The organism is Halorubrum miltondacostae (assembly GCF_041379815.1).
GTDB classification, from domain to species: domain Archaea; phylum Halobacteriota; class Halobacteria; order Halobacteriales; family Haloferacaceae; genus Halorubrum; species Halorubrum miltondacostae.
In genome coordinates this window covers 1-25917 of sequence record NZ_JBEDNY010000006.1, presented here as the reverse complement: position 1 = coordinate 25917, position 25917 = coordinate 1, and the positions used below count along the sequence as shown (strand labels likewise).

Below are 25917 nucleotides of genomic sequence, written 5' to 3'. Positions count from 1 at the left end.
AGGCTAGCATGCATCCGCACCCCCCGGCATTTGGGGATCCGTTTTTTGCGCCTCTCGGGACTGATTCGCTCAGCCGTGACATCCTTTCGCGAGTGATCTACGGGTCACGGACGGCGCTGTACATCGGGCTCGCAGCGGGCATTCTGTCCTCGCTGGTCGGGGTGCCACTTGGCGTCATCAGTGGGTACTACGGCGACACATGGGTTGACGAGTCGATTCAGCGTATCGTTGACGTCATGTACGGACTCCCGTTTCTCCCGCTCGTTGTTGTTCTCGTAGCAGTGAACGGTGTCACAACGACGAACATCATCATTGCAATCGTGATTAAATCTTGGCTCAATAACACAATCGTGATACGTGGACAAGTGCTCTCGCTGGCCGAACGGCCGTTTGTCGAGGCGGCGAGAGCGTCTGGTGCATCGGACCTCCGGATAATGGTAAAACATATCCTTCCAAACGTGCTCCCGCTCGGGTTCATTTACCTCGCCCAAGACGCCGCACTAGCTATCCTCACACAGGCGAGCTTAGCTTTCCTTGGGTTCGCTGACTTCACGAACGTGTCTTGGGGGACGATGCTCCAATGGATTCGGGTTGAAGGATACGTCTACACCGCGCCGTGGTGGCTCATTCCCCCGGGAGTCATGATCGCTTTATTAGCCGCCTCGTTTTATTTCGTGGGGTACAGTCTCGAAGACGTCATGAACCCGGGTGGTGAAGCATGAGCCAACAACGCGCAACGACCGAGACAGTGTTGGAGGTGTCTGACCTCTCGGTGAGCTATCGCATGGAAGACAGCCCCGATGTCGAGGCCGTTCGCGGAGTTTCATTTGATATTGAGCAAGGACGGACCTTTGGCATTGTCGGAGAATCCGGCTGCGGAAAAACGACCGCCGCAAACGCGATAATCAAGCTCCTCGACGGCAACGGTGAGATCGTCGACGGAACGGTGAAGCTCAACGGTCGCGATCTGACCGAGTTATCTGATAGCGACATTCGGTCTGTCCGGTGGTCCGAAATTGCGGTTATTCCGCAAAACGTGATGAACTCGTTGAATCCGGTCACCACGGTTGGGGATCAGATTCTCGATGTCATCCAGCTTCATACGGACCGGACGCGAGAGGAAGCTCGAGCACACGCCGAAGATCTGTTCAACCGGGTCGGGGTCGACCCGACACGCCTGTCGGATTATCCCCACGAGTTCTCAGGTGGGATGCTTCAGCGGGCGGTGATCGCAATGGCCATCTCGTGTGATCCGGACCTCCTGATTGCTGACGAGCCGACAACAGCGCTTGACGTTGTTGTCCAAGACGAAATCCTCGACGAACTGCGTGAGCTTCAACAAGATCTAAACCTCTCAATGCTCGTCATCAGCCACGATATTGGCGTGATGGCAGAGGTCTGTGACGACCTTGCGGTCATGTACAGCGGCGAAATAATGGAACGGGGAACAGCCACAGACATCTTCTCAGAGCCGTCGAATCCGTATACGATGGGGCTTCAAAATTCGTTCCCCAATATCGAGTCACCTGATGATCCACTTGTTTCAATCCCGGGGACAGCCCCTGACGCGTCCGATCCCCCGACAGGGTGTCCATTTACGGATCGGTGCCCATTCGCAACCGCAGACTGCGAAGTTGATCCGGGACTCGAGCAGGCACCAGGGTCACTCGATCACGTTTCCCGCTGTCACTACGTGGACGATGTCGAACAGCTGCGGACTCGCGCGGCCGATCCGGCCCAATGGAGCGAGGAGTCGATCGTCGACGACTCTCAGTTCGAGCCGAGCAGCGACCCGCTCATCGAGGTTCAAGAACTGCGCAAATACTTCGACACGGATCAAGGGCTACTCGATCGAATCCGACGGGTCGAACCAACCCCGGTTCGGGCGGTTGATGATGTAACCTTTGAGATTAATCAGGGAGAGATATTCGGTATCGTCGGCGAATCTGGTTGTGGCAAGTCCACACTCGGTCGCTTACTGCTCAAACTGATCGCGGAAACTGATGGAGACATTCAGTTCGACGGTCAAGAATTGACCAGTCTCTCTCGGGGCGATGAAAGCGCCTTCCGAAGCGACGCACAGATCATTTTCCAGGACCCGTTCGAATCGCTTAATCCGCGGCTGACTGTCAGACAAACCCTCATGGAGCCGTTATCACTCCTCGGAGAGTCACAGCGATACTCCGAGCGGGTTGACCGAGTGATAGAGATGCTCGAAGAGGTCGGACTCTCTCCGGCTGAAGAGTACTTGAGTCGGTTCCCGGACCAGATGAGTGGCGGAGAGCTCCAGCGGGTGGCTATTGCTCGAGCGCTTATCGTGGAGCCGACGTTCATTTTGGCAGATGAGCCTGTCTCGATGCTGGACGTCTCCATTCGGGCGAACATCATCAATCTGCTCCGCAGACTCCGGCTTGACAGAGACCTCACGTATGGCGTGATCAGTCACGATATCAGTCTCATCCGGAACCTCTGTGACCGCACCGGCGTCATGTACCTTGGCGAATTTGTTGAGCTGGGTTCCACCGCTGATGTGGTCGATGACCCAAAACACCCGTACACGCGGGCGCTTGTCAAATCGGTACCGACCCCGAATCCGACGACGACCCGCGACTCGGCAGACATTCGCGGAGAAACGCCATCTGCGCGAGACCCGCCGTCGGGGTGTCGGTTCCACACGCGGTGCCCAGAGATCATTCCGCCGAATGACTACGAGTTTGAACAGCAGCGATACCGCGAACTGATGGATTTGCGAGTCGACATCGACTCCGGATCGCTCACCCCAGCGTTTGTTCGCCGTCGAAGCGAGGAGGCTGGTCATGACGATCCCGTCGACCATCTCAAATCGGAACGATTCAGCGGCGGCTTCGCGGATTCGAAAGCAGAGCAAATAGTCGATGAGGCACTCGCATCGCTCGTAGACGGGGATGTTGAGCAAGCGAGCGAGCAACTCCGTTCGGAGTTTGCTGGCCCGTGTGAACAACAAACTCCGGAGCTACAGTACGCCGGTGACGACGACCGCCTCGTTGCCTGTCACCTCTACGACGACGACTGACGCCACCCCGTTTTGCGTTATTTGAGCGTTCGAACGATGATACCGATTCCAGCGACGAGGAAGAGTACGCTCACGGCAACTGCCAGCCACTGGTCTGTAGCGGTTGAGTAGTAGGTTGTCGTCACCGAAAATAGACTTGTGGCTGTTCCAATTGCGAGCAGAAGCGCGCCGAACAGCAGCGTCCCAATAAATACCGCCTGCGACCCGCTGTTGACACTGTGTGAAGCACCCATATCCTATCGCAGCAGACACGAACTAAAGTAACTACCGGCTCAACCGTTCATCGCAGTGTACCCAGCGCCGAGAGCCGTGGCCTCATGCCCATGTGGAGCGATAAATTGGAGTCCAACAGGGAGGCCACGGATAGCCCCGACAGGGACTGACACTGCGGGGTGACCAGTTACGTTGAACACACCGGTGTTCGAAAGCGCCTCGAACACGTTCTCGATCCCGTCTCCCCACTCTGGCGGTAACATCGGGACAGTCGTCGACGCCAATACATCTACGTCAGCTAATGCGGTGTCAACACCGTCTGTAACTCGCTCACGCGCCATGTGAGCGCGCGAGTACACTGCCGAGTCGGTTTCTCTGAGCCGCTGTCCGTATAACCACGCCGACAACACTGGGTCGCCGATCTGCGCTGGGGTACGCACTGAAGCAGATACCGCCTCAACTGTCGCCGGTCGTCCCGGAGACAATGCCCACGTGTTCGCACCACCGTTGGCAAGATAGCCTGACAACTCAGCCATTCCGAGCCCAAGCCAAGCCGGCAGCCACAGTCCGATATCTGCGATATTGACCTCGCGCACCTCGGCGCCACGCTCGCTGAGCTCGTCAAGCCGCTCTTCAACGATAGCGTCGAGTTCGGGTGCGTTCCCAACCAGATCGGCTACCACACCGATCGTTAGGTTCTCTGGATTCGTCTCTGTAACGCGCTCACTGGAGAAATTCGTGCTGGCTCCCATGGTCCGTTCGTCAGTTGGATCTGGGCCGGCAACGTGTTCGAACACGCGGGCGACTGCCTCGACTGTTGGCCCAAGTATCCCGATATTATCGAGTGTCTTCGCGTATTGGACGAAGCCGTTGTGAGAAACGGCCCCCCGCGTTGGTTTTAATCCGACTACCCCACACCATGCTGCCGGGAAACGCACCGATCCGCCAGTGTCGGAACCGAGTGCGGCGTCAACCTGTCCGGTGGCGACGGCGACACCGCTTCCGGCAGAGGAACTACCGGGCTGTCGAGTTTCGTCGTGTGGGTTATGCGCAAGTCGAATCCGCATCGTCGATTTATCGCCGCCGAATGCGAACTCATCCATATTAGTTTTGCCGCCAATCGTCGCACCTGCGCTTAGCAGCCGCGAAACGACTGTTGCGTCGATTGACGGAATATGTTCCTCGAGGGCGGGTGAACCGCAAGTCATTGGCACGCCGGCGACAGCGATGTTGTCTTTCACGCCGATGGTCATGTCCGATAGCGGGCCGCCGTCGCCCTCAACCTCACACTGGGTGATGAACGCGCCTAATGGATCTCCCTCATCAGTTGCCCGGCGGGACGCCCGTTCAGGTGGGTCAACGGTCGGAAGTTCGAAGAGCGGTTGTAACAGATCATCTTGGGCTCCAAACTGCTCAGCGAAGCGTTCAGCAGTTTCTTCGTCTAGTGTGGCTATGTGTCGCTCTGCCAACTCACGAACCTGCTCGCTACTGAGCGCATCTAACTCCATGGTGACTACTGACGTGGCTGACACATTAATGGTTCTACCTACCAAGATCCATGCTGCCTTGTCACAATCTATTTAACCTTTCCGTCTGGGCATTAATATGGATGAGCCAACACGCTGTCAACAGTGACGCGCTCAACGACCTCGAGTCTGATGTCGTTGATGCGGTGTCCGTCGAAGAGCCTTGGAAGTTGCTCGAAGAATTCTCCGATCTGAATCGTGTCTCCGGGAGCGCCGAAGAACAACAAGCCGCCGATTACATTACACAGCGACTCGACGAGTTCGGCGTCTCGTACGACCGACACGAGCCGGAGCTATACATCAGTCAGCCTCATGAGGCGGATATCACAGTCCTCAACAAGTCCTTCGAGCCAGGCCCGCTCAAAACGGTCTCGTTCGCAGCATCAACGACAGTCTCCGGGCCTGTTGAGTACGTTGGGTCTGCGGGAGGAGATCTCTTAGAGGACAACGATGACCCGCACGAACCGTACCACGATGTGGGAGATCTCACGGGGACAATTGCGCTTACCGCCGCGGGTAGCCTTTCGGTCCGGGCCACGAACGTACTCGCTGACAAGGGGGCAATTGGAGTCATCGCCATCCACAAACACGACCGAGAACCGCACAACGGGATCGCGACCCCGATCTGGGGTGGTGCGCCGCGATACGATGAACGGGACAAGATTCCAGACGTTCCCATCATTAACGTAAACAATCCAGACGGAGAGCGACTCCGTGAGTGGGCCGAAAGTCCCGAGGGTCTCGACCTTGAGATGTCGACTGACCTCACGACAGATTGGATGGAGTGTCCCATCGTGGTCGCTGACATTGAGGCTGACACCGAAACGGACGAGTTTGTCCTCCTTCACGGTCATTATGACTCCTGGTATGTCGGGGTCACTGACAACGCGACCGGCGATGCAGGACTGCTCGAAACGGCCCGAGTGTTTGAGTCAATCGCTGACCAACTCGAACGCAATCTCCGAATCGCGTGGTGGCCCGGCCACTCGACGGGACGGTATGCTGGCAGCACGTGGTATGCCGACGAATTTGCGCTAGATATCGAAGAGAACTGCGTCGCACAGGTGAACATGGACTCTCCGGGTTCGAAAGATGCCACCGAGTACACCGATATGTCGTGTTGGTGTCCTGAGGCCCACGACCTCGTTGGTGGCGCGATCGATGACGTCACCGGCGCTCCATACGGTGAGAACTTCCCATTCCGCGCAGGGGACTACTCATTTGACAACTTAGGCGTCACTGGACTGTTTATGCTCTCGTCGAATATCCCACCTGAAGAGCGTGAAAAGAGGGGATTCCACGGTGTCGGTGGCTGTGGTGGCAATTCCGATGCGTGGCACGTCTCGACCGATACGCTTGATAAGGCCGGAAAAGAGGAGTTAGCCCGGGATATCAGAGTCTATGCTGTCTCACTCCTCCGGATTTTAAACGCTGATATTCTTCCGTTCGACCACGCGCGAAACGTTCGCGCGATTACTGACGCCGTGAAAGAGTATGATAAAACGGCTGGTGAGAGCTTTGACTTTTCACCGACACTCGAAGAGTTGGAAACACTCGAAACGGAGTTGACCAAATTCCAGCAGGCCGCTCGTGACGGATCTATCCCTTCGAGTCAGTCGAACGAAATTATCACTCGACTTTCCCGTATACTCACACGGATAAACCTCGTTCAAGACGGCCAGTTTGAGCAGGACCCAGCGGTCGGCAGAGATCCGGTCCCGCGACTTGCCCCGGCAAAGAAGTTCCCAATCCTTACTGGTGATGACGAACGCTTCATGCAAGTCCAGCTCACTCGCGAGCAAAATGCGGTGATCAAAGAGCTTCGGCGAGCTCGATCTCTGCTCCCGGAGAATGTCTCAGCCTGAGGTTCTGTATCTGATTCCCGGACAGGCTCCGGGAGACGCTGAGCAGCAGCGCCGTCAACGCATTGCTGATGAAATGATTCCGGCTCCAGTAACCGTCAACTGGGTGGATGCCGGTCCAGCGGGGATCGCCGCGAGTATCGAAGAAATGTGGAGCGCCTCCGGATTGTTTCGTTCAGCCGCCGAGCACGAGTTATCGTATGATGCGCTCGTAATCGGGTGTTTCGGTGACCCAGGACTCCGAGGATTGAGAGAGTTGCTTTCTATCCCCGTCGTTGGTCCTGCGGAAACAGCGATCCACACTGCGCTACAACTGGCAGACAGTTACGGGTGGATCACACCGCTTGAGCGGACTGTCGGGATGGCCCGATCCCGTGCGCACGAACTCCGCTGTGCCGAGGCTCTGACCGGCGTTTATTCACTCGATCTCGATCCAGCAGAACTTGGCCAAGAAGCGGTGCTCTCTCAGGGGTTCATTGACGTTGGCAAACAGGCAGTTACCGATGGCGCAGACATACTTGTTCCCGGCTGTATGACCTTAGCGTTCGCTCAACGTCACGACGAGGTAGCCTCGGAGCTGCCGGTTCCGATTCTCGATCCGCTTGTACTCTCTCTCGAACAAGCAGCCACATGGGCTCGAACTGGGACGCTACACAGCCGGCACACGTATCCCGAAGCCGACAGAAAGCGGCTGACACGATTACTAGAAAAATCAGTTGACTGACGCAGAGGGTCCAAGTTCGTGCGTTGTGTATGGTATCTGCTCGGCGATCTCGGGATACACAGCGACGAGGAGGTATTCTGTCCGATCGCTGAAGTATGAGATGAGCGGCTCAAGCCGCTCAATGTCGAATGCGCCAAGTGAATCTAGCAGTAACACTGGAATTGCTTCGTCGAGATCGTATGTGAGATACCCTGCGAGTCCACACACAAGTCCGACCAGTTCACGTTCGCCTTCCGAGAGATGAGCTATTGGCGAGCGGTGAATCGTTCCCTCGATCTCTCTCGCAACGACGATCTCAAACGAGCCATCGAGCCAAATACGTTCAAACGAGTCAAACTCAAGTCTCTCGATGAGATCCGCAACGGTGGTATTGAATGACTCGCGAAGCCGCTGTTCAGCCTGTTCAATTTCGTCCGTCAGCGACTGAATACGTCCACGAAGGTCTTCGCGTTGTTGCGTGAGTTCATCGCACTTCTTAATATCTGCTCGGACATCTGAGAGCACGGAATCCAGCCGTGTCAGCTCTGACTGTTTGCTAAGGACTTTCTTCTGTGTTTGCTCGATCTCATCGTCGAATTTGTCACTCTGTCCATTGTGTGTCTCTCTGACCTCGTCGATCTGTTGTTGGACGTCTGCTAACTCTTCGTTGACATCGGCTAGCAGCTCTCGTTTCGTTTGAAGAGAATTCTGACGCTGTTCGATTCGCTTTTTGAGTTCTCTCACACGATCTTTACTGTCCGCAGCTCTGCTCTGTGCGTTATTGTATGCTTCGAGGTCTTCGTCAAGCTCATCCAGTTGAGGCTTTAGTTCGTCTCGTTTGCCTCGCTCATCAGCGATACTGTCGAGAATCTCTTCGATGGTTGCCTCGAAACGGTTGCGATCAGCCATCGATCCACAAGCCCAGCAACGTATTCGATCCGCAGAGATGCTGTGCTCGTGGCTCCCAGCCCAATCAATATCGAGATCTAGCATTTCTCGATTCGCCGTCACGGCTGTCTGGAGTGTCTCAATTCTCTCATTGGCCGTATCGAGTCGCTCATGAAGTTCGCGACGGTTTCTGCGGATCTCATCTGGGTCGTACACCTCTGCCTCCTGTTGGGCTTCATCTACGTCTTCAACTGCTGCCTGCCGTTGCTCTTCAAGCCGGTCGATAGAGTCTGTGATATCCTGTATATCAGAAGACAGCTGTGCCCGCTCTGCGTTGAGGTCTGCCTGCTTTTGATGATACTCTGAAAGCTCGTCCTGCTCCTCAGCGGAGTCTCGACGGGAACGAAGATCTGATAACTGCTCGTGTAGTTCGTCTAACTCCGCGTTTATACTCTCGCGTTTCTCTTGAACACGTTCTAACTCCGCTCGGGACCCATCTAAGTCGGATATTTTGCTGTCTAGGTTCTTTTTTGATTCGATTAATTTTGCTCGCTCCGCTTCAAGATCTTCGATGTCAAGCGGGCCCATGAGCAACGACTCAATGGGGTCTCCGTGTCGGATCGCAGTGCGGAACGGATTGAACTCAAGCAGATTGATAAACGTAGCAAGAGAGCTAGGATCTCCTGAGGGGCCTTCAGTAGTCTCCAGCAGAGATTGTCCCGATACCTTTGTTTCTCCGTTGACATGAGTGACCTGCCGGTGAACGTCAATGTCACCGTTTGACAACCCAACCCATCCCTCAGTTGATCCACTTCGAAGAGGCGCACTTTCTGCGCCAAGCGCGAACGCAAACGCCTTTAATAACGATGTCTTGTTCGATGCGTTCGGGCCGGTTACGAGTGTTACTCCGGGAGATATCTCAAACGTCTCTTTTTCAATCCCACCGATGTTCGAAACTTCTAATTCAAGCATGCTCACTCACTCTCCCTGTTCGTAGCGTCTTCAGGAGTCTCACCACACCGACATACGTAGCCACGGCGAATTGCTCGCTCCGCATTAATACGTGATTGGCACTCTGTACAAGTAACCATGACAGAAACATCAACTTCGGGGTCGCCCCCAATCGCAACTTCTTCGTCGGCAATGAGCGATTTGAGTGCCGTCTCAGCTTTCTTCTGCGCCTGATTGGTCGCGATCTCAATGCTTCGCGTTGTCCATGTTCCATCGCTTGCCGTGGGAGTGTACTCGGCGTTTAGACAATCTTTGAGATGTGTTCGAACGGTTGCGTATGAGACGAAAGACTGTTCTAACTCATCAACTGGGAGCCCTTCTCGCCGGAGGACTTCTCTTGTTTCGCGCGCAATTGCCTCATCGTCACCAGCCAGCCGCTCGTATTTCGATGCTGCTTCGTTCGCAAGTGTAGATACCCCTGCCCGGTCCATTTGCCTGCGCAACAACATTGTATTGAACTCTTGAGCGAGCGTTCGGTATCCCTTTCGTCGCCCGGAATCACCTTGCCAATCGCGAAGCATCTGCTCATCATACTGCTCAAGCCCCCAATTATCTAATTCTCGACATAGTTTACAACTATTTTCTGTCATTTTTGATCACTCTCTATTCCGCATTCTTTTGATATGCTCATTCATTCAGATCATCGTCACTACTGGATCGATAGTAGTCCGCCAGGTTGCTCCGGTGTTCCGTCACAACGATATGATCGGTACGCACCACACTGTCGAACTCATCAATCTTTGTTACCAACTGGTCTATCTCTTGCATCGTAGGAGCCATCGCGACAGCGTACACGTCGTATGTCCCAATTCCACGCGTGACGTGCCAAAACGGGAGGTCAGCAATTCTGTTGAATGCGTCCGCTTTTGCTCCCTCTTCGGTTGATGTCTCGACCATGAGTCGAACAATCTCCCAGTCTAGTTCATCGGGATCCAACAAAAAGAACGCTGTCGTAGAATTCATCAGATTCGATACCCGATATCGAATTCCTTCACTACTCATCTCATATCCGACTTCTTCAAGCGTCGTTGCGATATCTGAATATGGAGCTCGAGGGTCTTCTGACAGTAACCTGAGTATTTGACTGTCAATATCGTCGAAGTTTTCGAATTTGGAACCTACCATGGCGCGTTGTTTGTAACCCTAATCCTAAATGTACTTCACGAGTCTTTAATTTCGGGTGTGCCGAGACGCTCCCCGAATTTGTAGCCAGCGCAGTCTGCGCCGACGTGCTTGTCGTCCCGAAACGGAGACGCCTACATTAGTATAGATAGGGACTGAGATAGCGCCTCAGTCAGTGATGTACACAGAGTGAGTGGAAATTAATCACCATCCAGCCGCGTATCTCTGCCGCCGATGAGCCAAGTCGATCGACACCTCATTTTGAATTCTCACACCCTCTCGATTCCCCCTCAGAGCTCCAATTTCAGAGGCCAATTTTGGCCGGGGTTTTCAACACATATCACATCGTGTATGGTTCAAACGACAGTCTGGCAGCGATAAATACCAGACGGCATCGAGATTTGGGGGGTTCGTATATAATTCGGTTAATACCGGACTGGGGCCGATTCTAGGGGGTCCGTATTAATCGCTAAGCTCTACCCGGAAACCGTTCCGCAAACACCGTATATACCAGACGGGGTGGCGATTCGGGGGGTCCGTGTATAGTACAATATGTACTGGACGGGGTGGTGAATTGGCGATTTTCTATTAACCGCCAGAACACACCTGGGCACCGACCGCATGAACCCATATTTACCAGAAGGCGTGGCAATTGGAGGGGGCTGTATATATCACGATGAATACCAGACGGCAGCGGGATAGGCCCATCTCGTATACAGCAGTCAAATCGGACGCAAATTTCGGGTTAATACCAGATTGCGCGGCTGTTGGACGCTCCTGTATTAATTTTCATATCTCAACTGATTTTTTTGATTAATACCATATGGCGCGGTGATTTGAGGGATTCGTATATAGCTTGACACCCGCAAAACCACTCTTTCACGTTCAGCCATTCTATCAGAGTGCTTTATAGAATCTTAAAACGAATTTAATTGCGCCTCATACGTTCAGCCGAGTTCACACAAATAGGATTCAGGGGAGTTGAAGTTCAGTAGATGGCCACGTAGTGAGAGAAGGAGGTCGGAGCCGAGCAGCGAAGGGGGGGAAAGCGGGGAAGGCGGATGGCGAACAAGAAGTAGTCTATCAAGGATATGATAGTAGACAGGACCCTGGCGGCCACGGGTATCTGGCAGGGGTGATCGGCTCAGGAAATGGCTGACGAACGAACGTCGACGGGGGGCACCGACAACCGAGTCGAAGCAAGACGACTCCGTTCACTAGAGGAGAGATCGACGCTGAGGTGACCGATGTCGACTTTGCGGAGATCGTCCGAAAGGTGAATGATGATGTCATCGGAAGTTCAGAGTCGATCCGGCGTGGATTAGAATCCTCGAACAGCCAGGATCTGTTCTCGGGAACCGGACGGTTCGTCGACGACCGCACGGTCGAGATAGTCGACGGCGACAACGAGGGCGCGACGCTCCGGGCGGACACCGTTCTCGTCGCCACCGGCACCAAGCCCTCGATCCCGCCGATCGACGGGATCGATAGCGTCGACTACCTCACGAGCACGGAGGCGCTCCAGTTGGAGACGGCGCCAGACCGCCTCGTGATCGTCGGCGGCGGGTACATCGCGGCCGAACTCGGTCACTTTTTCGAGACGTTCGGCACCGACGTGACAATCGTCGACCGGCGCGAGCACCTCCTCCCAGAGGCCGACGCCGAGGTCGGCGAGGCGCTCACCGATCGCTACGCCGACCGGTTTGACGTGTACACGGGCTACGAGGCCGTCGCTGCCGAGGAGGTGGACGGCTAGGTGACCGTCGAGGCCCGGCCGTATCCCGAGGCGGATTCGGTCCGCACGGGCGGAGAAACGATAGGCACGCCCGAGGAGGCCAAGCCGGTGACCGTCACGGGCGACGAATTGCTCGTCGCAGCGGGCCGCCGCCCGAACACCGACTTGCTGAACCTCGACGCGACTGGCGTTGAGACCGACGCGGAGGGAGTGTGAGCACTCGGCGATGTGGTCGGTGAGTACCTACTCAAACACAGCGCGAACCACGAGGCAAAAGCGGACGTTCGGAACCTGCTTGGCGACGAGCAGGAGCCGGTCGGTTACTCGGCGATGCCGTTCGCAGTGTTCCATCGCCCGAGGTGGCCGGCGTTGGCGCCCGGGAGCAGGACTTCCGCGAGGCCGACGTTGAGTACGCGAGGAACACAAATGCGTATGATGAGACGGGACGCGATAGCGCGATCGGGGCGGACGGGTTCGTGAAAGTGCTTATCGACTTGGACGGGAACATCCAGGGTTGTCATATCATCGGTCCTTAAGCGTCGAATCTGATCGAAGAGGTCGTCGTCGCGATGACCGCCGGCTCCAAGACAGTCGCGGACATCCGCGATGCCGTCCACATCCACCCTGCGCTCTCTGAGGTCGTCGACCGTGCCTTCTCGGGACAGTTCTCTCGTGGTGGAGATCACGACCACGGGCACCACCACAGCTAATTGCCGAAGCGATGCTGCGGTCGAACACGACGACTTCTCGGTCGGCCGAGCGGTTTTGTCGCTCCTCACTGAACTACCCGTATGAACGAGCGCGGTCACCTCTCTCGGCGTCGTCTGTTGGCCGGCATCGCGAGCGGCGGGGGGATAGCTGCGCTGGCCGGCTGTGCCGAGAGCGACACCGGTTCCGAGGCCGATGCGGAGCCCGGAAGCGACGACGACGCTGGCACCGAGAGCGACAAAACCGGAGCCGGATCGGAACCACCCGCTGCCGCCGATCTCGACCTCCGGGAGGCGAACGTCGTCGACGTCGCGTTTGAGCCAACGGACGACGGCTACGCGTTCGACGTGACGCTCCACCACGACGACAACAGCGAGGAGGGCTACGCGAACTGGTGGCAAGTCGAGCGACTCGACGGGACGCGCCTTGGTCGTCGCGAGCTACTTCACGCACACTCCGAGCAGCCGTTCACGCGGTCAACGACGGTAACAATTCCTGACGAGGATACCAGCCGCGTCGTCATCCGCGGTCACGACCAGACACACGGATACGGTGGAGTGGCGGCCCTCGTTACCCTTGACGAGGGATCGGTTCGGTTCGTCGATCAAGGTCTTGACCCCCAGCCGTTCGGGACCGAGGACGACTCTTGACATCCTCCCCGATATAAAGGGCGGGGATTCCACGAAGTGGATAGTAATATAGTCCGGCGGCCCTGCCATGTCAGCTCGTACCGAGATGACGTTCCGAACACACACCCGCGGGCGGGTTTTGTGTGTACACAATTTAAGAAAAGAAACGATGGAAAAAGCAGCAATCGTGATTCTCGCCGGTAACGAGTCGCACTCTGACTACGGTCGCCTCGCGAACGCTCTCGAAGCAGCGAAGGAGTTCGCAGAGAACGACGACGACGAGCTGGAACTGATCTTCGACGGCGCCGGGACACAGTGGATTCCGGAACTCGAAGATGAGGAGAGCGACTATCACGAGCTTTACCAAGCAGTCCGCGACGACGCGGCAGTCTGTGACTTCTGCTCCGGCGCGTTCGGGATCGAGGATGCTGTCGCCGACTCCGGTCTCGTCACGCTCGACGAGTACGACGGACATCCGAGCATCCGTTCGCTGGTCGACGACGACTACGAGATTATCACGTTCTAAATGGTTCTGCCCGCTCACCTGATACAACGCTGACACGGAGGCGACACCAACTCTGCGAACCATTTTCTATACTTACCTCCTCAAGAACCGCCGGTTCTCCTGACTCGCATTGCCCTTTGCCGGTCGGAACGGACTTATGCGCAAGTCAGGCTATCTCAGGGTATGATTGAACTAACGCGGGCAGCGTACGATGACATTGTGTATCGGGCGTACAAAGGCGGCGAGGCAGAGATCTGTGGCGTGCTCGCTGGCGAACACGGCACTGATGGTGACAACAGCGTCGTCACAGAGACGTACGCCGCGGAGAACGTTGCGGAAACACCAGAGATCCGCTACCTGATCGACCCCGAAGAGCAGTTTGAATTGATCGAGACCGTTGAGGAGGCGGGTCTTGACGTGGTCGGGTTCTACCACTCTCACCCGACCGGACCGACGCACCCGAGCGAGACGGACGCTGCGCGGGCCACGTGGCCGAACCACTCGTATGTCATTTGCGCACTCGACGGCTACCCCTTCGTCGGCTCGTGGCGCTGGCGTGACAACGAGGAGGCATTCGAACAGGAGACCGTCTCAGTCCGAAGCGAGCGCTGAACGAACCCCGCAGACGGCGATCATTCTCACAACACTCCGCATGTGATCACTTAACAAAAAGCGAGGGGGACCGGCGCCACGATCCGTCCGCATCTCGGAAAATCTCCGGTTCGCGTCGCCCCAAATCGGGTCGGAGAGAAGCGTCTTACTCGCTCGCTTCGATCTCCGCTTCGGCGTCGCCACCAGCGTCGATCGCGCAGGATGCCGTGTACTCTACGTCGTGGACCGACTCAATGGCCGGGTCGTCGCCACAGACCGGGCAGTCGTCCTGCTTGGGAATCTCGACTTTGTCGAACTCCATGTCGAGAGCGTCGAAGAAGAGCATCGACCCGTCAAGGGTCTCGCCTTTGCCCATGAGGTGTTTGATCGTCTCGGTCGCCTGGAGGCAGCCGACCGTCCCCGGGAGGACGCCCAGAACCCCCGCGGTCGCACAGTTCGGGACCATCCCAGCCGGCGGCGCCTCTGGGAATAGACAGCGGTAACATGGTGAGTCGTCGTCGCCTGCGAACGTCGTCACCTGCCCTTCGAACCGGAAGATAGAGCCGTGCGAGAAGGGGATCCCAGCGAGAGTACAGGCGTCGTTGACGAGGTATCGCGTCTCGAAGTTGTCTGTGCCGTCGACGACGAAGTCGTAGCCGTCGATGAGTTCCTCGATATTGTCCGGTGTGACGCGGAGGTCGTGGCGCTCGATGTCCACGTCGGGGTTGAGGTCGGCGACGAACTCGGCCGCCGAGTCGACCTTCTTCCGGCCGACGTCATCGTCGCCATGGATGACCTGTCGCTGGAGGTTCGACAGCTCAACTTCGTCGTCATCGGCGATTCCGAGGGTGCCGACGCCGGCGGCAGCGAGGTACTGGATGATTGGCGCCCCGAGTCCACCGGCACCGAGGACCAACACCTCCGCATCTAAGAGATCCTTTTGACGTTCAGGCCCGACATCGTCGAGGATTATGTGCCTGGAGTAGCGGTCAAGCTGCGTCGGATCGAGGTCGAGATCACTCATTCAGCCGTAATTACAGTCTACGGACGGTTAAGCCGGGCGTCCACCGGTGGGTGCTGCCGCCATCTCGGAGGTGCGCCGCAGACGCACAGACGGATAGAGATGCCTACACCACCGGGGTAAAGAGCTCTTGGCCGTCCCTTTGCCAACATCGAGAGAACAACCAACAGTTGGAACCACTCAAGGCCGTATCAGACGCTGGTCGACGTTGCCGTCGACACGCCCCTTTTGAGGATGAAAGTCGAATAAGTGGTATGGCAAATATCAAGCTCCCGGCCGCATTGGTCGGCGGATCGGCAACTTCGAAGGTCGAAGTTGCCGGCGAAACGGTAGGGGAACTGTTCGACAACCACGCCGCGGAACACGGTGACGACCTACGTGACAGCGTAATTGAAGATGGCGAGATCAAGGAGTTCATCAACGTCTACGTGGACGGAACTCCGGTCGACGGACTCGACTCGGAAGTCCCGGACGACGCACAGGTGCGAGTGATTCCTGCGGCGAGCGGCGGCCGGTAACGCGGTCGTCCGGTCTCGACTCTTTTCAACGCCTATAGGTACTCTTCCCACAGCGGGATGTCCGCGTACTTGTCGCCGCGGTCACACAACATGAACACGACGACGTCGTCGTCCGCGAGGTCGCCGGCCTCGTCGAGAGCGGCGACGGCGGCCGCACCCGCAGCAGCCGAGGTCCCTACCACGAACTGGTCGTTGACCCGGAGATGTTCTCGAATCGTTTCTTCGTCATGTTGGCCGGCGTCGGCGATCGGTATCGAGTCAGTGGCGTATCGTTCGCGCAGGGCACGAGCGCGGTCGTACGCGTCATCAGTCGAGACGTACAGCTTTCGATCGAGTACCGACTCGTCGTACGTCTCCGGGTGGTAGTGGTCGCCGGTCCGGAGGTATTTCAGCCCGTCAATCGCGTGGAGCGCCTCCCCGGGCTCGAAGCCGACGACCTCGACAGTCTCGTCGCTCAGGTCAGTCAGCCCGCGACCCGTTCCGGTGATCGTCCCGCCGGTGCCGGCGCCGGCAAGGAAGTGGGTCACCCCGCCATCGGTGGCCTCGTAGATCTCTCGCGCGGTCGTTCGCTCGTGAGTCCCTGGGTTGTCGGGATTCGTGTACTGGTTCGGCCGGTAGTACGCCTCGGGGTCGGCGGCGATAATCTCCTCACAGCGCTCGATCACCGCGTCGTACCCCAAGTCCGCGTCGACGAAGTGAATCTCCGCGCCCGCGTCGCGGACAGCCTCGACTTTCCCGCCGGCCGCGTTGTCGGGCATGACAATCTCCACGTCATACCCGCGTGCCGTCGCGAGTCGCGCGACCTCGCTGCCGGTGTTACCTGACGTGGGCTCGATCACCGTCACGCCGGGCTCGAGGTCGCCACGCTCCTCCGCTCCGTCGATCATTCCTTTTGCGATGCGAGATTTGATCGACCCGCCGCCGTGGGGTGCCTCGTAGAGATTGAACCACTCGGCTTTCGCGTACACCGAAGCGTCACTCTCCAACCCAAGGTCGAGTTCGAGTAGCGGCGTTTCGAAGATCGTCGACTCGTCGACGGCCTGTCCGGTCATACCCACCGTTTACGCCTCCCAAACAAGAGTCCGACGAAAACGGCGCTTTCGGGCCGTATCACGGTTGTGCGCACCGAACGCCCGTCCGAGATACGGGAGAAGACTGCCGGTCACGAAAGTCGTTCCCCAACGAGGTGTGTACTAGATTCTATGAGTGAACTATCGTGGGACGACGTCGTCGAGATGCCCAACGAACTCGACGACGAGACTGCCGAGGCGCTCTTGCGGGACGCAACTGAGGTACAAGACATGACTGGCGAGGTCTGTCCGTACCCGCAGGTCGAGGCGAAGAAGGCCATCGCAGGGCTTTCGCCCGGTGACGTGCTGGTCCAGAAGACGGACCACGTCCCGAGCACAGAAAACGTCCCGAAGGCGGTCGGCGACGACGCGACTGCGAAGGTGTGGCAATCGGGCGACGGACGGTATCGCATCTTCCTGCGGAAGGAGTAATCATGGTCGAGGAGCTCACCCCCCAGGAAGTCAACGAGCGCGTCCAGAGCGGCGACCTTCGTGTCATCGACACTCGGCCGCCGGAAGAGTATGAAACGGGCCACATACCCGGCTCGATTAACGTTCCGCTGAACGATCTTCCGTCACGCGTCCCCGATATTGACTGGGACGATACTGATGTCGTCTGTGCCTGTCCCGTCGGGGAGTCCTCGAAGCAGGCCGCGATGCTGATCAGCAGCTACGAGGGTGTCGAGGATGACGTGGTCGTCGCGAGCATGGCCGGCGGTTACGAGGAGTGGACGTTCGAGCTGGAAAGCGGCACGGCCGCGGACGCCTGAGCGGATAGGTTCTTTTCGAAGCGTTTTGGGCTCGAGCAGGGTGAAATCCGGATGTGTCTTGTTGCTCTGCGTGAAACTACGTCGCCGGTTGTCGGTTCGCTATTGGACGTGTCGCCGAATCCGGCTCAAACGAGACGGGTTAGATTGCGCAGCCGACCTCGCGGTACATGTAGTGTGTCATCACGTACACGCCGAGGATGATGCCCGCGCCGGCGAGGAACGAATGAACTGACAGCAGCGCGACCCCGGAGAACAGATTCGCGATGTTACAGCCTGCGGCGAGCCGCGAGCCGACGCCCATCAGGAGGCCACCCGCCGCGTAGTTCGGGACGCGGTTCAGTTTCGGCTTCCGGATCCGGAAATCACCAGAGGCGTACGCGGCGATAAAGGACCCGATGATCAGCGATACGATCATCAGCATATCGATGGTGAGCGAGATGTTCCCGTCGCGGAATAGCACCGAGCCCCAGTAGTCGACGCTCGCGACGTCGAATCCAGCTCTAGAGAGGAGGTACCCAGCCCAGCGTGCCTCACTGCCGGTAATCGCCCAGTGACCGTGGACCGAAAACCAGAGGCTCGCGACGAGCGCCATCGCCACGCCCGCAGTCCGGGCGTCCCACGAATCGCGAAGTCGGACTTTCAGCGGACGATCATCCTCACGAATCCCACGGACGTACTCGACGGTACCCTCGGCGATACCGCGCAGGCCGGTGCTCACTGCCGCGACGGATCGTGAGGCACCAATCGACGCCTGTGCTCGCGCGTCGGCGGTGACGCCTGCTCCGCCAGAGGGGTCGTCTGGGAGTTGGCTCCGTCCTTTCATGAATGCGTACGCAAGCGTCCCCGCTGCGACCGCAAGCGCACCCGTGACCGCCGGCGAGAAGGGTAACGCGAGATACAGCGTTTGCCCATCAAACGGGTTCAGTGTCTGGAAGTAGTACGTCTCCGCGACGGGAAACGCGAACGCGAAGAGGATGTAGCCAACGAACATGAACAGGAGCACGAGCCAAAACTGGAGGTACCCCTGTCCTGCGCGGTACAAGGTTCCCGAAGCGCAGCCGCCGGCGAGCGTCATCCCGAGTCCGAAAACGAAGCCGCCGATGAGCGACCCAAGCCCCCACGCCGGCGTCCAGAAGCCACGAAAGTAACCAAACGTCGCTTGGAGGCTCCAGAAGATTGTCATCACGGCGACCCCTGCGAGCAACCCCTTCAGAACTCGGGTGTCTTTGAACGCAACGAAATCGCGAAATGCGCTGACAAAACAGAAACGCGCCTTCTGAAGGAGGATCCCGAAGGCGAGACCAACGGCGATCGAAATGCCAATGTAAGCGGTCGGCGAGAGTATCATTGCTTTTCCGTATCGGACTCCACGGTATATCGACGCCGGACACGGTAACGAGCCCCTTCTATCGCAGGTCGGCGTAATTGTTGCCGCGAGGACGGACACGGGGCAACGACGCGGGCGTCCGGCGAGGCTTTCACTGTGAGGCATGACTCAATGTACATGAGCGACAACTGCGGCTGTGGAACAACTGACCCCGCCGACGAGGAGGCGGCCGGGTCTCCGCGCCCTGCGAAGGGGGATGAGCTGGCAAACGATGCCCGTCAGAACCCCTTCGCAGACGGCGTCGACCGGCGGCGCTTGCTTCAAGCCTCCGGGACCGTCGGGGCGACCGCCGCCCTTGCCGGCTGTTCGGGCGGGGGCAGCGGGGGTGACGGCGGCGACGCCGTCCCGACGATGTTCGTGTTCAACAACGGCGACCGAACGCTGAGCGTCATCGACGCCGAGTCGGACGAGCTCGTCACGTCTTCGTTCCTCGGGACCACCGCCTCATTCCCGGCCAATCAATACTCCACTGGTAGCGACGCCGCTCATGATGTACTCTGGCTCAACGTCTCCGGCGGTGTGCGCGCGGTCGACCAGCAGACTCTCGAAGAACTCGCGTACGTCGAGACTGGGTTCGGTCCGAACTACCCGAACCTGACGCCCGACGGCGAGCATCTACTCATTGCCTCCGGCGGCACGACCGGGTTGTCCCCGGAGGGAGACACGAACCACGCGATATTCCGCGTCGACGCGAACCGCGAGAGCGATACCTTCGGTGAGGTGACCGCCGAGATCGAGACTGGGTACGTGGGACCCTGCGACATGACCCTCGGACCGAACGGTGACTACGCGTTCGTCGTCGATGTCGCCGACGAGGCCATCCGCGTGCTAAGCGTCGACCCGTTCGAGACGGTGACCCGGGTCGACGCCGGCGAGCCCGTGAACGAGGGCAACGTCCTCCCATTCATGTGTACCGCCTCCTTCGATGGGGATCTCCTCCTCGTCGAGAACGGCGAGGGGACGCTCGGTGGTGAGCCCGAGGTTCCTCGCGAGGGCTCCGAGAGCGTCTGGGACATCTCTGACCCGGAGAATCCAGAGGAGATCGCGAAGATCACCCGTGACGACGGGCTGCCGGGCGCGCCAATCACGAGCGAGGTCGCCCCTGACAACTCGGCGGCATACCTCTTCATCCCGGGCGAGGGCGTCGGCGTGATCGACCTGGTGGCCAACGAGTATGCGACGACTCTAGACGTCGGAGGCAGCAGCATCGGCGGCGCGTGGGGGCCGAACCGCGAGAAGCTGTACGTCCCGGTTCAGGACGCGAATCAGGTCGCGGTGATCGACCATGCCAACCGAGAGGTTACGACAACGGTCGACGTTGGCGAGGCCCCAACAGGAGCCGCCGCCGGGACGGTCCGTCCTGAAAGCGACGCCGTGTCGAGCCTCCAAGCGTCGCTCGCGTCGCTCGGGATCACGTTCGGTGATATGGAGGCGTCGTGGTGTATGGACGACCACTGCTACTGCGGCTAATGCCCGGAGAGAACTCAGGAGCTGGCGGTGACAAGAGCGACGATACGACGCGTCGTGGACTCATGCGTGCCGCAGCCGGCGCAACAGCGGCAAGTGTAGCGAGTACCGCCGGCTGTCTGAGTGTCTCAACACCTGCCAATGTGGCAGCACAGTACGAGGTAACAGGGAACATTTCCCACTTCGTTGGTCCGAGTTGGCTGGCCGAGAACCGCGCCGACACCGTTGTGCTTGACGCGCGAAACGTGGAGCAGTTCCGCAAAGAACGGATCTACAACGCCCGCCGGGTTCCGTTTGAAGCGATTACGAGCCGAACAGAGACAGACAAGGGGTTGGTCCCGGACCCTGCGGCGATCGCAACTGCGTTTGGGTCCGTCGGCGTCAGCGCTGACGACGATGTGCTCGTATACGGTGCGAGCGTCGGCTCTCGAGTAACTCGAACCGCATTCGCACTCGCGGCAGTGGGTCACAGTGGGGAGATTAAGGTGTTGAACGGTGGGATTGACGGCTGGAACGGTCGTCTCGGCACAGGGTCTCGCGGGGACGTCTCGACAGTGGCGTACGAACCTGACTCGGCACCGTTGACGTGGGTTACCCGAGACTGGCTCGCTGAGCGGGTCGGCTCGTTCAATGACGGCGGTCCGGGGGTAGTCGACGTACGGGTACCAGAGGCGTACTTGGCCGCGGCCGGTTCGGACGTGCTCAACGACGATCACGAGCGTCACGGCCACCTCCCGGGCGCAGTCGATATCCACTGGATCGGAAACGTCTCCGGTCGTCGGATGACAGACGCGGGACGGCTCGTTCAGCTGTACGAAGGCGAGGCTGGACTCAACCGTAACGGGACCGTCGTGGTGTATGGTGACGACAACGTGGATCCAACCTCAACGTGGCTCACCCTCCGAGCGGTCGGGTTCGACGATGTCCGCGTCTACGACGGCGGCTTCGGTGAGTGGGCGAACACCGCTGACCGAGGTCGACACCCCGTCGAAACGGCGACGAACGTCGTCGTCGAGACCGAAGGCAGCGTCGGCGGCGATGACAGCAGCGGTGACTTCTCCTGTACGGGATGAGTCAGAGCGGTTCCGGCGAAAGCGAGGACGATCCGCGGAGCCAACCGGAGCATATTGTTGCCGTTCCGTGTGAAGGGGCTGACGCTCTCGCGCTGTTCAACCTCGCAACTGGTGATTCGCTTGGATCGGTGCCGGTCGGTAGTCACCCGGTCCACGCAACAACGACGGCGGGACGGACGTTTGTCGCAACGATGGGTGAGCGGTCGGTTACAGCGGTCGAACCCGATGGAGATGTGAGTCGTATCGAAACCGGGGTGTTAGGACCGTCCCACTTCGCGGTTGCCGGGGGCCAGCTGTACGCTTCTTGTTCAGCTGGCGATGCGATTGCGGTGATCGACCCGGTCGAAGCGGAACTCATCACCCGAATCGGTGTAGGTGCGGAGCCGCATGAGCTCGCTGTCGATCCTGATCAAAGACGCCTCTACAGCGGCAGCCGCCGTGACGGTGTCGTCGATATCGTTGATACCGCGACGCATGACCGAATCGGTACGGTTGACGTCGGTCCGGAGGCGCGTGTTCAGGGCGTCGCTCTCGCGCCCAACGGTCATCGCGGATACGCAGTCGACCAGAACAGCAACCGGGTCGTTGTATTCGAACCGGCTGGTCACGGAGACGAAGACCCCGACGCCCCCGCCACCCGAATCGGCCAGGTTTTGAAGCAAGCCGAAGTGGGGGCAGACCCGTACGATCTGGTAGTCACTGCTGACCGCGTATTCGTCCCGGGGAGGGCCGACGGAACTGTCCACGAGTTTTCACCGGACTTGACTCTCGAAGCGGTTCATGAAGGATTCTCTCGACCAGTTGATCTGTTCAGAGCGAATGGTCGTTGGTGGGTCCTCGACTCCGAGACCGCTCGACTCCGTTCGCTCAATAGTGATGTCGTCGAGACGAGCGCACCTGGCCTCGTCGCAGCCCCAGTCGGAGGCGGGCGACTGGTCGTATCTCACTATGACGACGATCGGATTTCGTTCGTGGACGTCACGAATGGGACCGTCTGGACCGCCGACACACCTGCGTACCCGTTCGGCGCAGTCGTGGTTTGATGCGTCACTGTCGCCGGGGAACCCTGCCGGTGTCGCCGGCGTAATTCTTCTGTTCACCCTCTCTCGGCTGTGAAGGTAGCATACGTCTTCGCGACCGCGGGTCAGACTATCGACCATGTGCTCGGGGATATGATACTGCCACAGCTGGAGGCCGGGACACACGGCGCCGACGTGGTCGGGATGTTCTTTTTCCACGACAACACGTACGCGCTCCGGGAGGACGACCCGCTCGGACAGCGCCTCGCAGATGTCGCTGCTGACCAGGATGTGTTACTCATGCTTTGTGACCAGTGCGCGGCGCGCCGCGGACTCGCAGAGCATGACCGGACCGATAAGCACGGCCGCGACCGCTACGAAGCGACGAACACTGTCGAGGGCGCCACCGTCGGTTGCTTCCCCGACCTCTACGACGCGCTCGGTGAGGTCGGCATCGACCAAGTCATCACGCTGTAGCTCCTCTACGTCCGACTGTAGAATAACTATTGAAATGCGCAACTTCGGGTTGAATAGCTTCCCGGTTAGAACCTTGACACACAAGAAGAGACAGCGAAACCAGTCCATGATCGACTCAAACCTCAAGCGACTCGCGAGCTATGACGCCCTGCTGGTTGCTCTGCTGACAATGACGACTCAGGCGTGCGGCTAAGGTGCGCTCACCGACCTCAAACGGTCTTATATACTTACGTAGAAGCGAGACATCGCAGGCCTCACCGGCGTCGAGTATGGCGGCGTCGGTGTGGAAGGGTGTCACCGGTGAGCGGCCGGTGCGACTATGACACTTGGTGTGGCGGGCCGAACCCAGTTAGTCGAAGAACTCGGACCGATAGAATGCGTCGGGGCCGTGGTCGTCTACCCAAGCGAACGCGTAGAGCCGTCGCGACGGGAGCCGGTCAAGTTGGCGGCCGTCCGCCGCGGCACCTGTATGTGGGTCCCACATCGTACCGTCGCCGACGACGCCGGCGTCGGTCGACTCAAACTCGTGATGAGGGGCCGCATACGCGTGAATGGCGTCTTCCGTCGCGAACACGACTGTCTCCTGCTCGCTGACCGTCGCCCGAACCACACCGCCGGCCGCCCGCACCCGCGAGACTGGAAAGCCGAGCGCGTCGTCGCCAGACTCGACGCCCAACACGACCGTCTTCGGGTCGAGATCCGAGGGACCGGTCCACTCTCTCCGACTCGCCTCGCCTCGGTGGGCGACGAGGCCAAACCCGTCACCTGAAGCGTACGCTCTGTACGGCGCGGCGTCGTAATCGATCGGCACGGGCTCGTCGTCGTCGCTCGCGGCCTCGCTCTCTCCGCCCGGCGGGTCGAGAACGACACCGTCGGAGTACGACTCGCGGAACTCTCTGACCGACAGCATGGCCGCTGAGCGGACGGAGAGCGATTCTCTCTCGAACGCGCCGGTGATACACTCGCCGGTCGACTGCTTCCACTCGCTCTCTGTCTCCCGGTCGTACATCACGAGGTCGTCGTCTGCGAGTTTCCCGGAGACGCCGAATTCGAGCGTCCGCCCGGCGTGGCGGCGGTCGTAAACGACTCCACTCCCACAGAGGGGACACCACGTGACGGCGATCGGGTCACCGCCCGACGCATCGCTCAAAGTATCGTTGACTATCTCGTGGAACTGGAGGTACCGAACCGGGTACGCGCGGGGCGGGTCGGCGGACGCCACCGCGATGACCATGTCGTCGCCGCTTCCGTCGTAGGCGTCACTGAACCGCGGCTCGTCGACGCTCGGAATCGCGTCTCGCGGGAGGACTCGTCGGACGTTCACGGTGGCGGCTGGCACTGGTCGGACATAGTTTAGTCGGCCGCGGACAAGGGGGACCGCCGCACAGCGCCGCGTCGTTTATTCGGGTGGCTCGATACGGGCGGGTATGAAACGCGTCCACGTCGATGACGTCGAGAACTCACTCCAGCCGGCCGCAGTGATGCGACCGCTCACCGGCGCGCTCGGGCTCACGGACCTGGCGCTGAATTACTACGAGTTGGAGCCGGGCGACAGCTTCGCGTTCGCGTACCACAGCCACGAGGTACAAGAAGAGGCCTTCTACGTCATCTCGGGCACGGCGACGTTCGAGACGGAGGACGGCCCCGTCGAGGTGGGGCCCGACGAGGTCGTTCGGTTCGACCGCGACGAGTTCCAGCGCGGGTGGAACCGCGGCGACGGGTCGGTCCGCGCGCTCGCACTCGGCGCACCACTAGAGTATGGGAATCAGCAGAAGTTACGCTACTGTGCGACCTGCGACGCCGAGACCGATACCAACCTACGCGCCGCTGCGGACGAGGAAGATGCCGTCGTCGCTGAGTGCGTCGAGTGCGGGGCTGAGACCGGCCGTTGGTACCGAGGATCAATGGACGGCGAGGTACCGTGAGTCGATGATATCGCCGACGGAACCAGTTAGCGCATATCTGGAGGAGCACCGCGAGTCGCTTGTTTCCGACGCCGAGACGCTCCTCGGATACGACACGTCAAACCTCCCGGGCAACACCGCGACCGCCGCCACGTGGATCGCGTCGCGGTTAGAGGCAGCCAGCGTCGACGGCGACCCGCTCGACGTCGACCCTGAGAAGCCGAACCTCCTCCCGGCGCTGCCAGACTTGCTCGCCGGCGAGCCAGAGGTTACCCGGTTCGAGGTCGACTCGGCGACAGAGATGAAGCTCTGAGGCGACCGTCACAGGCTCTTCCACGCCGGCTCGAGTTACTATTCTGCGGAGCTCTCCGTCCGTTCGTTAATCTCGTTCGCCTGACTGATCGCGTCAATCACGTTCCGAGCGATATCATCGAGGTCGTCCGCGTACGCCTGTGTCGTTTCGGACACCGCATCGACGTTTTCTGAGGTCCGAACCGCGCTGTCGGCGATCCTGTCGAGGTCGTCGACCGCGTCCGTGATCGACGCCGCCGCGGTATCTGTGCGTGTGTCGACCGTTTCGATCTGATCGATCGTCTCGTCCGCAGTCGATCGTACCTCCTCAACGGTCGCTTCGATCTCTGTCGCGCGTTCTTGTGCCTGTTCGGC

Annotated in this window: 24 protein-coding genes and 3 pseudogenes; 16 read left to right on the top strand and 11 right to left on the bottom strand. The window is 59.1% G+C overall.

What is annotated here, in order from left to right; all coding sequences use genetic code 11:
- Nucleotides 1-92: 92 nt before the first annotated feature.
- Together ABNG04_RS14680 and ABNG04_RS14675 are read left to right on the top strand one after the other, a co-directional pair.
- Entirely contained in the window at nucleotides 93-722 is a 630-nt protein-coding gene (locus tag ABNG04_RS14680; RefSeq protein ID WP_371163280.1) for an ABC transporter permease, read from the top strand.
- The gene (locus ABNG04_RS14675; RefSeq protein WP_371163137.1) at nucleotides 719-3052 is read left to right on the top strand and encodes a dipeptide ABC transporter ATP-binding protein; all 2334 of its coding nucleotides are present in this window, start codon (nucleotides 719-721) and stop codon (nucleotides 3050-3052) included. Before ABNG04_RS14680 ends, ABNG04_RS14675 begins: the two co-directional genes overlap by 4 nt.
- 17 nt (nucleotides 3053-3069) lie before the next feature.
- Here ABNG04_RS14675 and ABNG04_RS14670 read toward each other — a convergent pair whose 3' ends face one another.
- A complete protein-coding gene (locus tag ABNG04_RS14670) occupies nucleotides 3070-3285 on the bottom strand; it encodes a hypothetical protein (RefSeq protein WP_371163136.1) in 216 nt (71 codons plus the stop codon).
- A gap of 39 nt (nucleotides 3286-3324) precedes the next feature.
- Nucleotides 3325-4773: an amidase gene (locus ABNG04_RS14665; protein WP_371163135.1), complete on the bottom strand. Its 1449-nt coding sequence runs from the start codon at nucleotides 4771-4773 to the stop codon at nucleotides 3325-3327.
- A gap of 101 nt (nucleotides 4774-4874) precedes the next feature.
- On the opposite strand from ABNG04_RS14665, the gene ABNG04_RS14660 reads away from it, so the two are divergent.
- The gene (locus tag ABNG04_RS14660) at nucleotides 4875-6656 is read left to right on the top strand and encodes a M28 family peptidase (RefSeq protein ID WP_371163134.1); all 1782 of its coding nucleotides are present in this window, start codon (nucleotides 4875-4877) and stop codon (nucleotides 6654-6656) included.
- On the top strand, nucleotides 6643-7377 hold the full coding sequence (locus ABNG04_RS14655) for an aspartate/glutamate racemase family protein (RefSeq protein ID WP_371163133.1): 735 nt from the start codon (nucleotides 6643-6645) through the stop codon (nucleotides 7375-7377). The genes ABNG04_RS14660 and ABNG04_RS14655 overlap by 14 nt, the downstream gene beginning before the upstream one ends.
- Here ABNG04_RS14655 and ABNG04_RS14650 read toward each other — a convergent pair.
- Genes ABNG04_RS14650 through ABNG04_RS14640 form a run of 3 tightly spaced genes read right to left on the bottom strand, consistent with a single transcriptional unit; the run spans nucleotide 7366 to nucleotide 10380 of the window.
- Nucleotides 7366-9216, bottom strand: a complete 1851-nt coding sequence (locus ABNG04_RS14650; RefSeq protein WP_371163279.1) for an archaea-specific SMC-related protein — start codon at nucleotides 9214-9216, stop codon at nucleotides 7366-7368. The two genes, ABNG04_RS14655 and ABNG04_RS14650, sit on opposite strands and share 12 nt — an antisense overlap.
- 2 nt (nucleotides 9217-9218) lie before the next feature.
- On the bottom strand, nucleotides 9219-9845 hold the full coding sequence (gene rdfA, locus ABNG04_RS14645) for a rod-determining factor RdfA (RefSeq protein ID WP_371163132.1): 627 nt from the start codon (nucleotides 9843-9845) through the stop codon (nucleotides 9219-9221).
- A gap of 37 nt (nucleotides 9846-9882) precedes the next feature.
- Nucleotides 9883-10380 carry an Lrp/AsnC family transcriptional regulator gene (locus ABNG04_RS14640; protein ID WP_371163131.1) on the bottom strand — a complete coding sequence of 166 codons (498 nt, stop codon included), beginning with the start codon at nucleotides 10378-10380 and terminating at the stop codon, nucleotides 9883-9885.
- A 1225-nt stretch (nucleotides 10381-11605) separates the two neighbouring features.
- Between ABNG04_RS14640 and ABNG04_RS14635 the strand changes: the two are divergent.
- From ABNG04_RS14635 to ABNG04_RS14620, 4 genes and pseudogenes are all read left to right on the top strand, one after another.
- Nucleotides 11606-12822: pseudogene (locus ABNG04_RS14635) on the top strand (FAD-dependent oxidoreductase); the annotation flags it as partial.
- An 81-nt stretch (nucleotides 12823-12903) separates the two neighbouring features.
- The gene (locus ABNG04_RS14630) at nucleotides 12904-13470 is read left to right on the top strand and encodes a hypothetical protein (protein WP_371163130.1); all 567 of its coding nucleotides are present in this window, start codon (nucleotides 12904-12906) and stop codon (nucleotides 13468-13470) included.
- A 148-nt stretch (nucleotides 13471-13618) separates the two neighbouring features.
- Nucleotides 13619-13975 carry a hypothetical protein gene (locus ABNG04_RS14625; RefSeq protein ID WP_371163129.1) on the top strand — a complete coding sequence of 119 codons (357 nt, stop codon included), beginning with the start codon at nucleotides 13619-13621 and terminating at the stop codon, nucleotides 13973-13975.
- Nucleotides 13976-14137: 162 nt separating this feature from the next.
- Entirely contained in the window at nucleotides 14138-14566 is a 429-nt protein-coding gene (locus tag ABNG04_RS14620) for a desampylase (protein WP_371163128.1), read from the top strand.
- 145 nt (nucleotides 14567-14711) lie between these two features.
- Here the strand turns inward: ABNG04_RS14620 and ubaA are convergent, their stop codons facing one another.
- The gene (gene ubaA, locus ABNG04_RS14615) at nucleotides 14712-15569 is read right to left on the bottom strand and encodes an SAMP-activating enzyme E1 (protein ID WP_371163127.1); all 858 of its coding nucleotides are present in this window, start codon (nucleotides 15567-15569) and stop codon (nucleotides 14712-14714) included.
- A gap of 251 nt (nucleotides 15570-15820) precedes the next feature.
- Between ubaA and ABNG04_RS14610 the strand changes: the two genes are divergently transcribed.
- The gene (locus tag ABNG04_RS14610) at nucleotides 15821-16084 is read left to right on the top strand and encodes a MoaD/ThiS family protein (RefSeq protein ID WP_371163126.1); all 264 of its coding nucleotides are present in this window, start codon (nucleotides 15821-15823) and stop codon (nucleotides 16082-16084) included.
- A 32-nt stretch (nucleotides 16085-16116) separates the two neighbouring features.
- Here ABNG04_RS14610 and ABNG04_RS14605 read toward each other — a convergent pair whose 3' ends face one another.
- A complete protein-coding gene (locus ABNG04_RS14605) occupies nucleotides 16117-17136 on the bottom strand; it encodes a PLP-dependent cysteine synthase family protein (protein ID WP_371163125.1) in 1020 nt (339 codons plus the stop codon).
- 150 nt (nucleotides 17137-17286) lie between these two features.
- Between ABNG04_RS14605 and ABNG04_RS14600 the strand changes: the two genes are divergently transcribed.
- Together ABNG04_RS14600 and ABNG04_RS14595 are read left to right on the top strand one after the other, a co-directional pair.
- Entirely contained in the window at nucleotides 17287-17586 is a 300-nt protein-coding gene (locus ABNG04_RS14600; RefSeq protein ID WP_371163124.1) for a sulfurtransferase TusA family protein, read from the top strand.
- A gap of 2 nt (nucleotides 17587-17588) precedes the next feature.
- On the top strand, nucleotides 17589-17924 hold the full coding sequence (locus ABNG04_RS14595; protein ID WP_371163123.1) for a rhodanese-like domain-containing protein: 336 nt from the start codon (nucleotides 17589-17591) through the stop codon (nucleotides 17922-17924).
- Nucleotides 17925-18063: 139 nt separating this feature from the next.
- Here ABNG04_RS14595 and ABNG04_RS14590 read toward each other — a convergent pair whose 3' ends face one another.
- A complete protein-coding gene (locus tag ABNG04_RS14590; protein WP_371163278.1) occupies nucleotides 18064-19272 on the bottom strand; it encodes a YeeE/YedE family protein in 1209 nt (402 codons plus the stop codon).
- Between the two features lie 156 nt (nucleotides 19273-19428).
- Here ABNG04_RS14590 and ABNG04_RS14585 point away from each other — a divergent pair, with 156 nt between their 5' ends.
- Together ABNG04_RS14585 and ABNG04_RS14580 are read left to right on the top strand one after the other, a co-directional pair.
- On the top strand, nucleotides 19429-20781 hold the full coding sequence (locus ABNG04_RS14585; RefSeq protein WP_371163122.1) for a beta-propeller fold lactonase family protein: 1353 nt from the start codon (nucleotides 19429-19431) through the stop codon (nucleotides 20779-20781).
- A 140-nt stretch (nucleotides 20782-20921) separates the two neighbouring features.
- Nucleotides 20922-21851 carry a sulfurtransferase gene (locus ABNG04_RS14580; protein ID WP_371163121.1) on the top strand — a complete coding sequence of 310 codons (930 nt, stop codon included), beginning with the start codon at nucleotides 20922-20924 and terminating at the stop codon, nucleotides 21849-21851.
- A 308-nt stretch (nucleotides 21852-22159) separates the two neighbouring features.
- On the opposite strand, the gene ABNG04_RS14575 is transcribed toward ABNG04_RS14580, so the two are convergent.
- Nucleotides 22160-22597, bottom strand: coding sequence for a hypothetical protein (locus ABNG04_RS14575; RefSeq protein ID WP_371163120.1), 438 nt, complete (start codon nucleotides 22595-22597; stop codon nucleotides 22160-22162).
- A gap of 363 nt (nucleotides 22598-22960) precedes the next feature.
- Here ABNG04_RS14575 and ABNG04_RS14570 point away from each other — a divergent pair.
- Nucleotides 22961-23347, top strand: a pseudogene (locus tag ABNG04_RS14570) (SaoD/DsrE family protein); the annotation flags it as partial.
- 349 nt (nucleotides 23348-23696) lie between these two features.
- Here the strand turns inward: ABNG04_RS14570 and ABNG04_RS14565 are convergent.
- A complete protein-coding gene (locus ABNG04_RS14565) occupies nucleotides 23697-24671 on the bottom strand; it encodes a DUF3179 domain-containing protein (protein WP_371163119.1) in 975 nt (324 codons plus the stop codon).
- A 103-nt stretch (nucleotides 24672-24774) separates the two neighbouring features.
- Here ABNG04_RS14565 and ABNG04_RS14560 point away from each other — a divergent pair, with 103 nt between their 5' ends.
- Complete coding sequence (locus tag ABNG04_RS14560; RefSeq protein ID WP_371163118.1) at nucleotides 24775-25272, top strand: cupin domain-containing protein; 498 nt, start codon at nucleotides 24775-24777, stop codon at nucleotides 25270-25272.
- A 4-nt stretch (nucleotides 25273-25276) separates the two neighbouring features.
- Entirely contained in the window at nucleotides 25277-25564 is a 288-nt protein-coding gene (locus ABNG04_RS14555; protein WP_371163117.1) for a hypothetical protein, read from the top strand.
- A 38-nt stretch (nucleotides 25565-25602) separates the two neighbouring features.
- Here the strand turns inward: ABNG04_RS14555 and ABNG04_RS14550 are convergent.
- Nucleotides 25603-25917: pseudogene (locus ABNG04_RS14550) on the bottom strand (methyl-accepting chemotaxis protein); the annotation flags it as partial.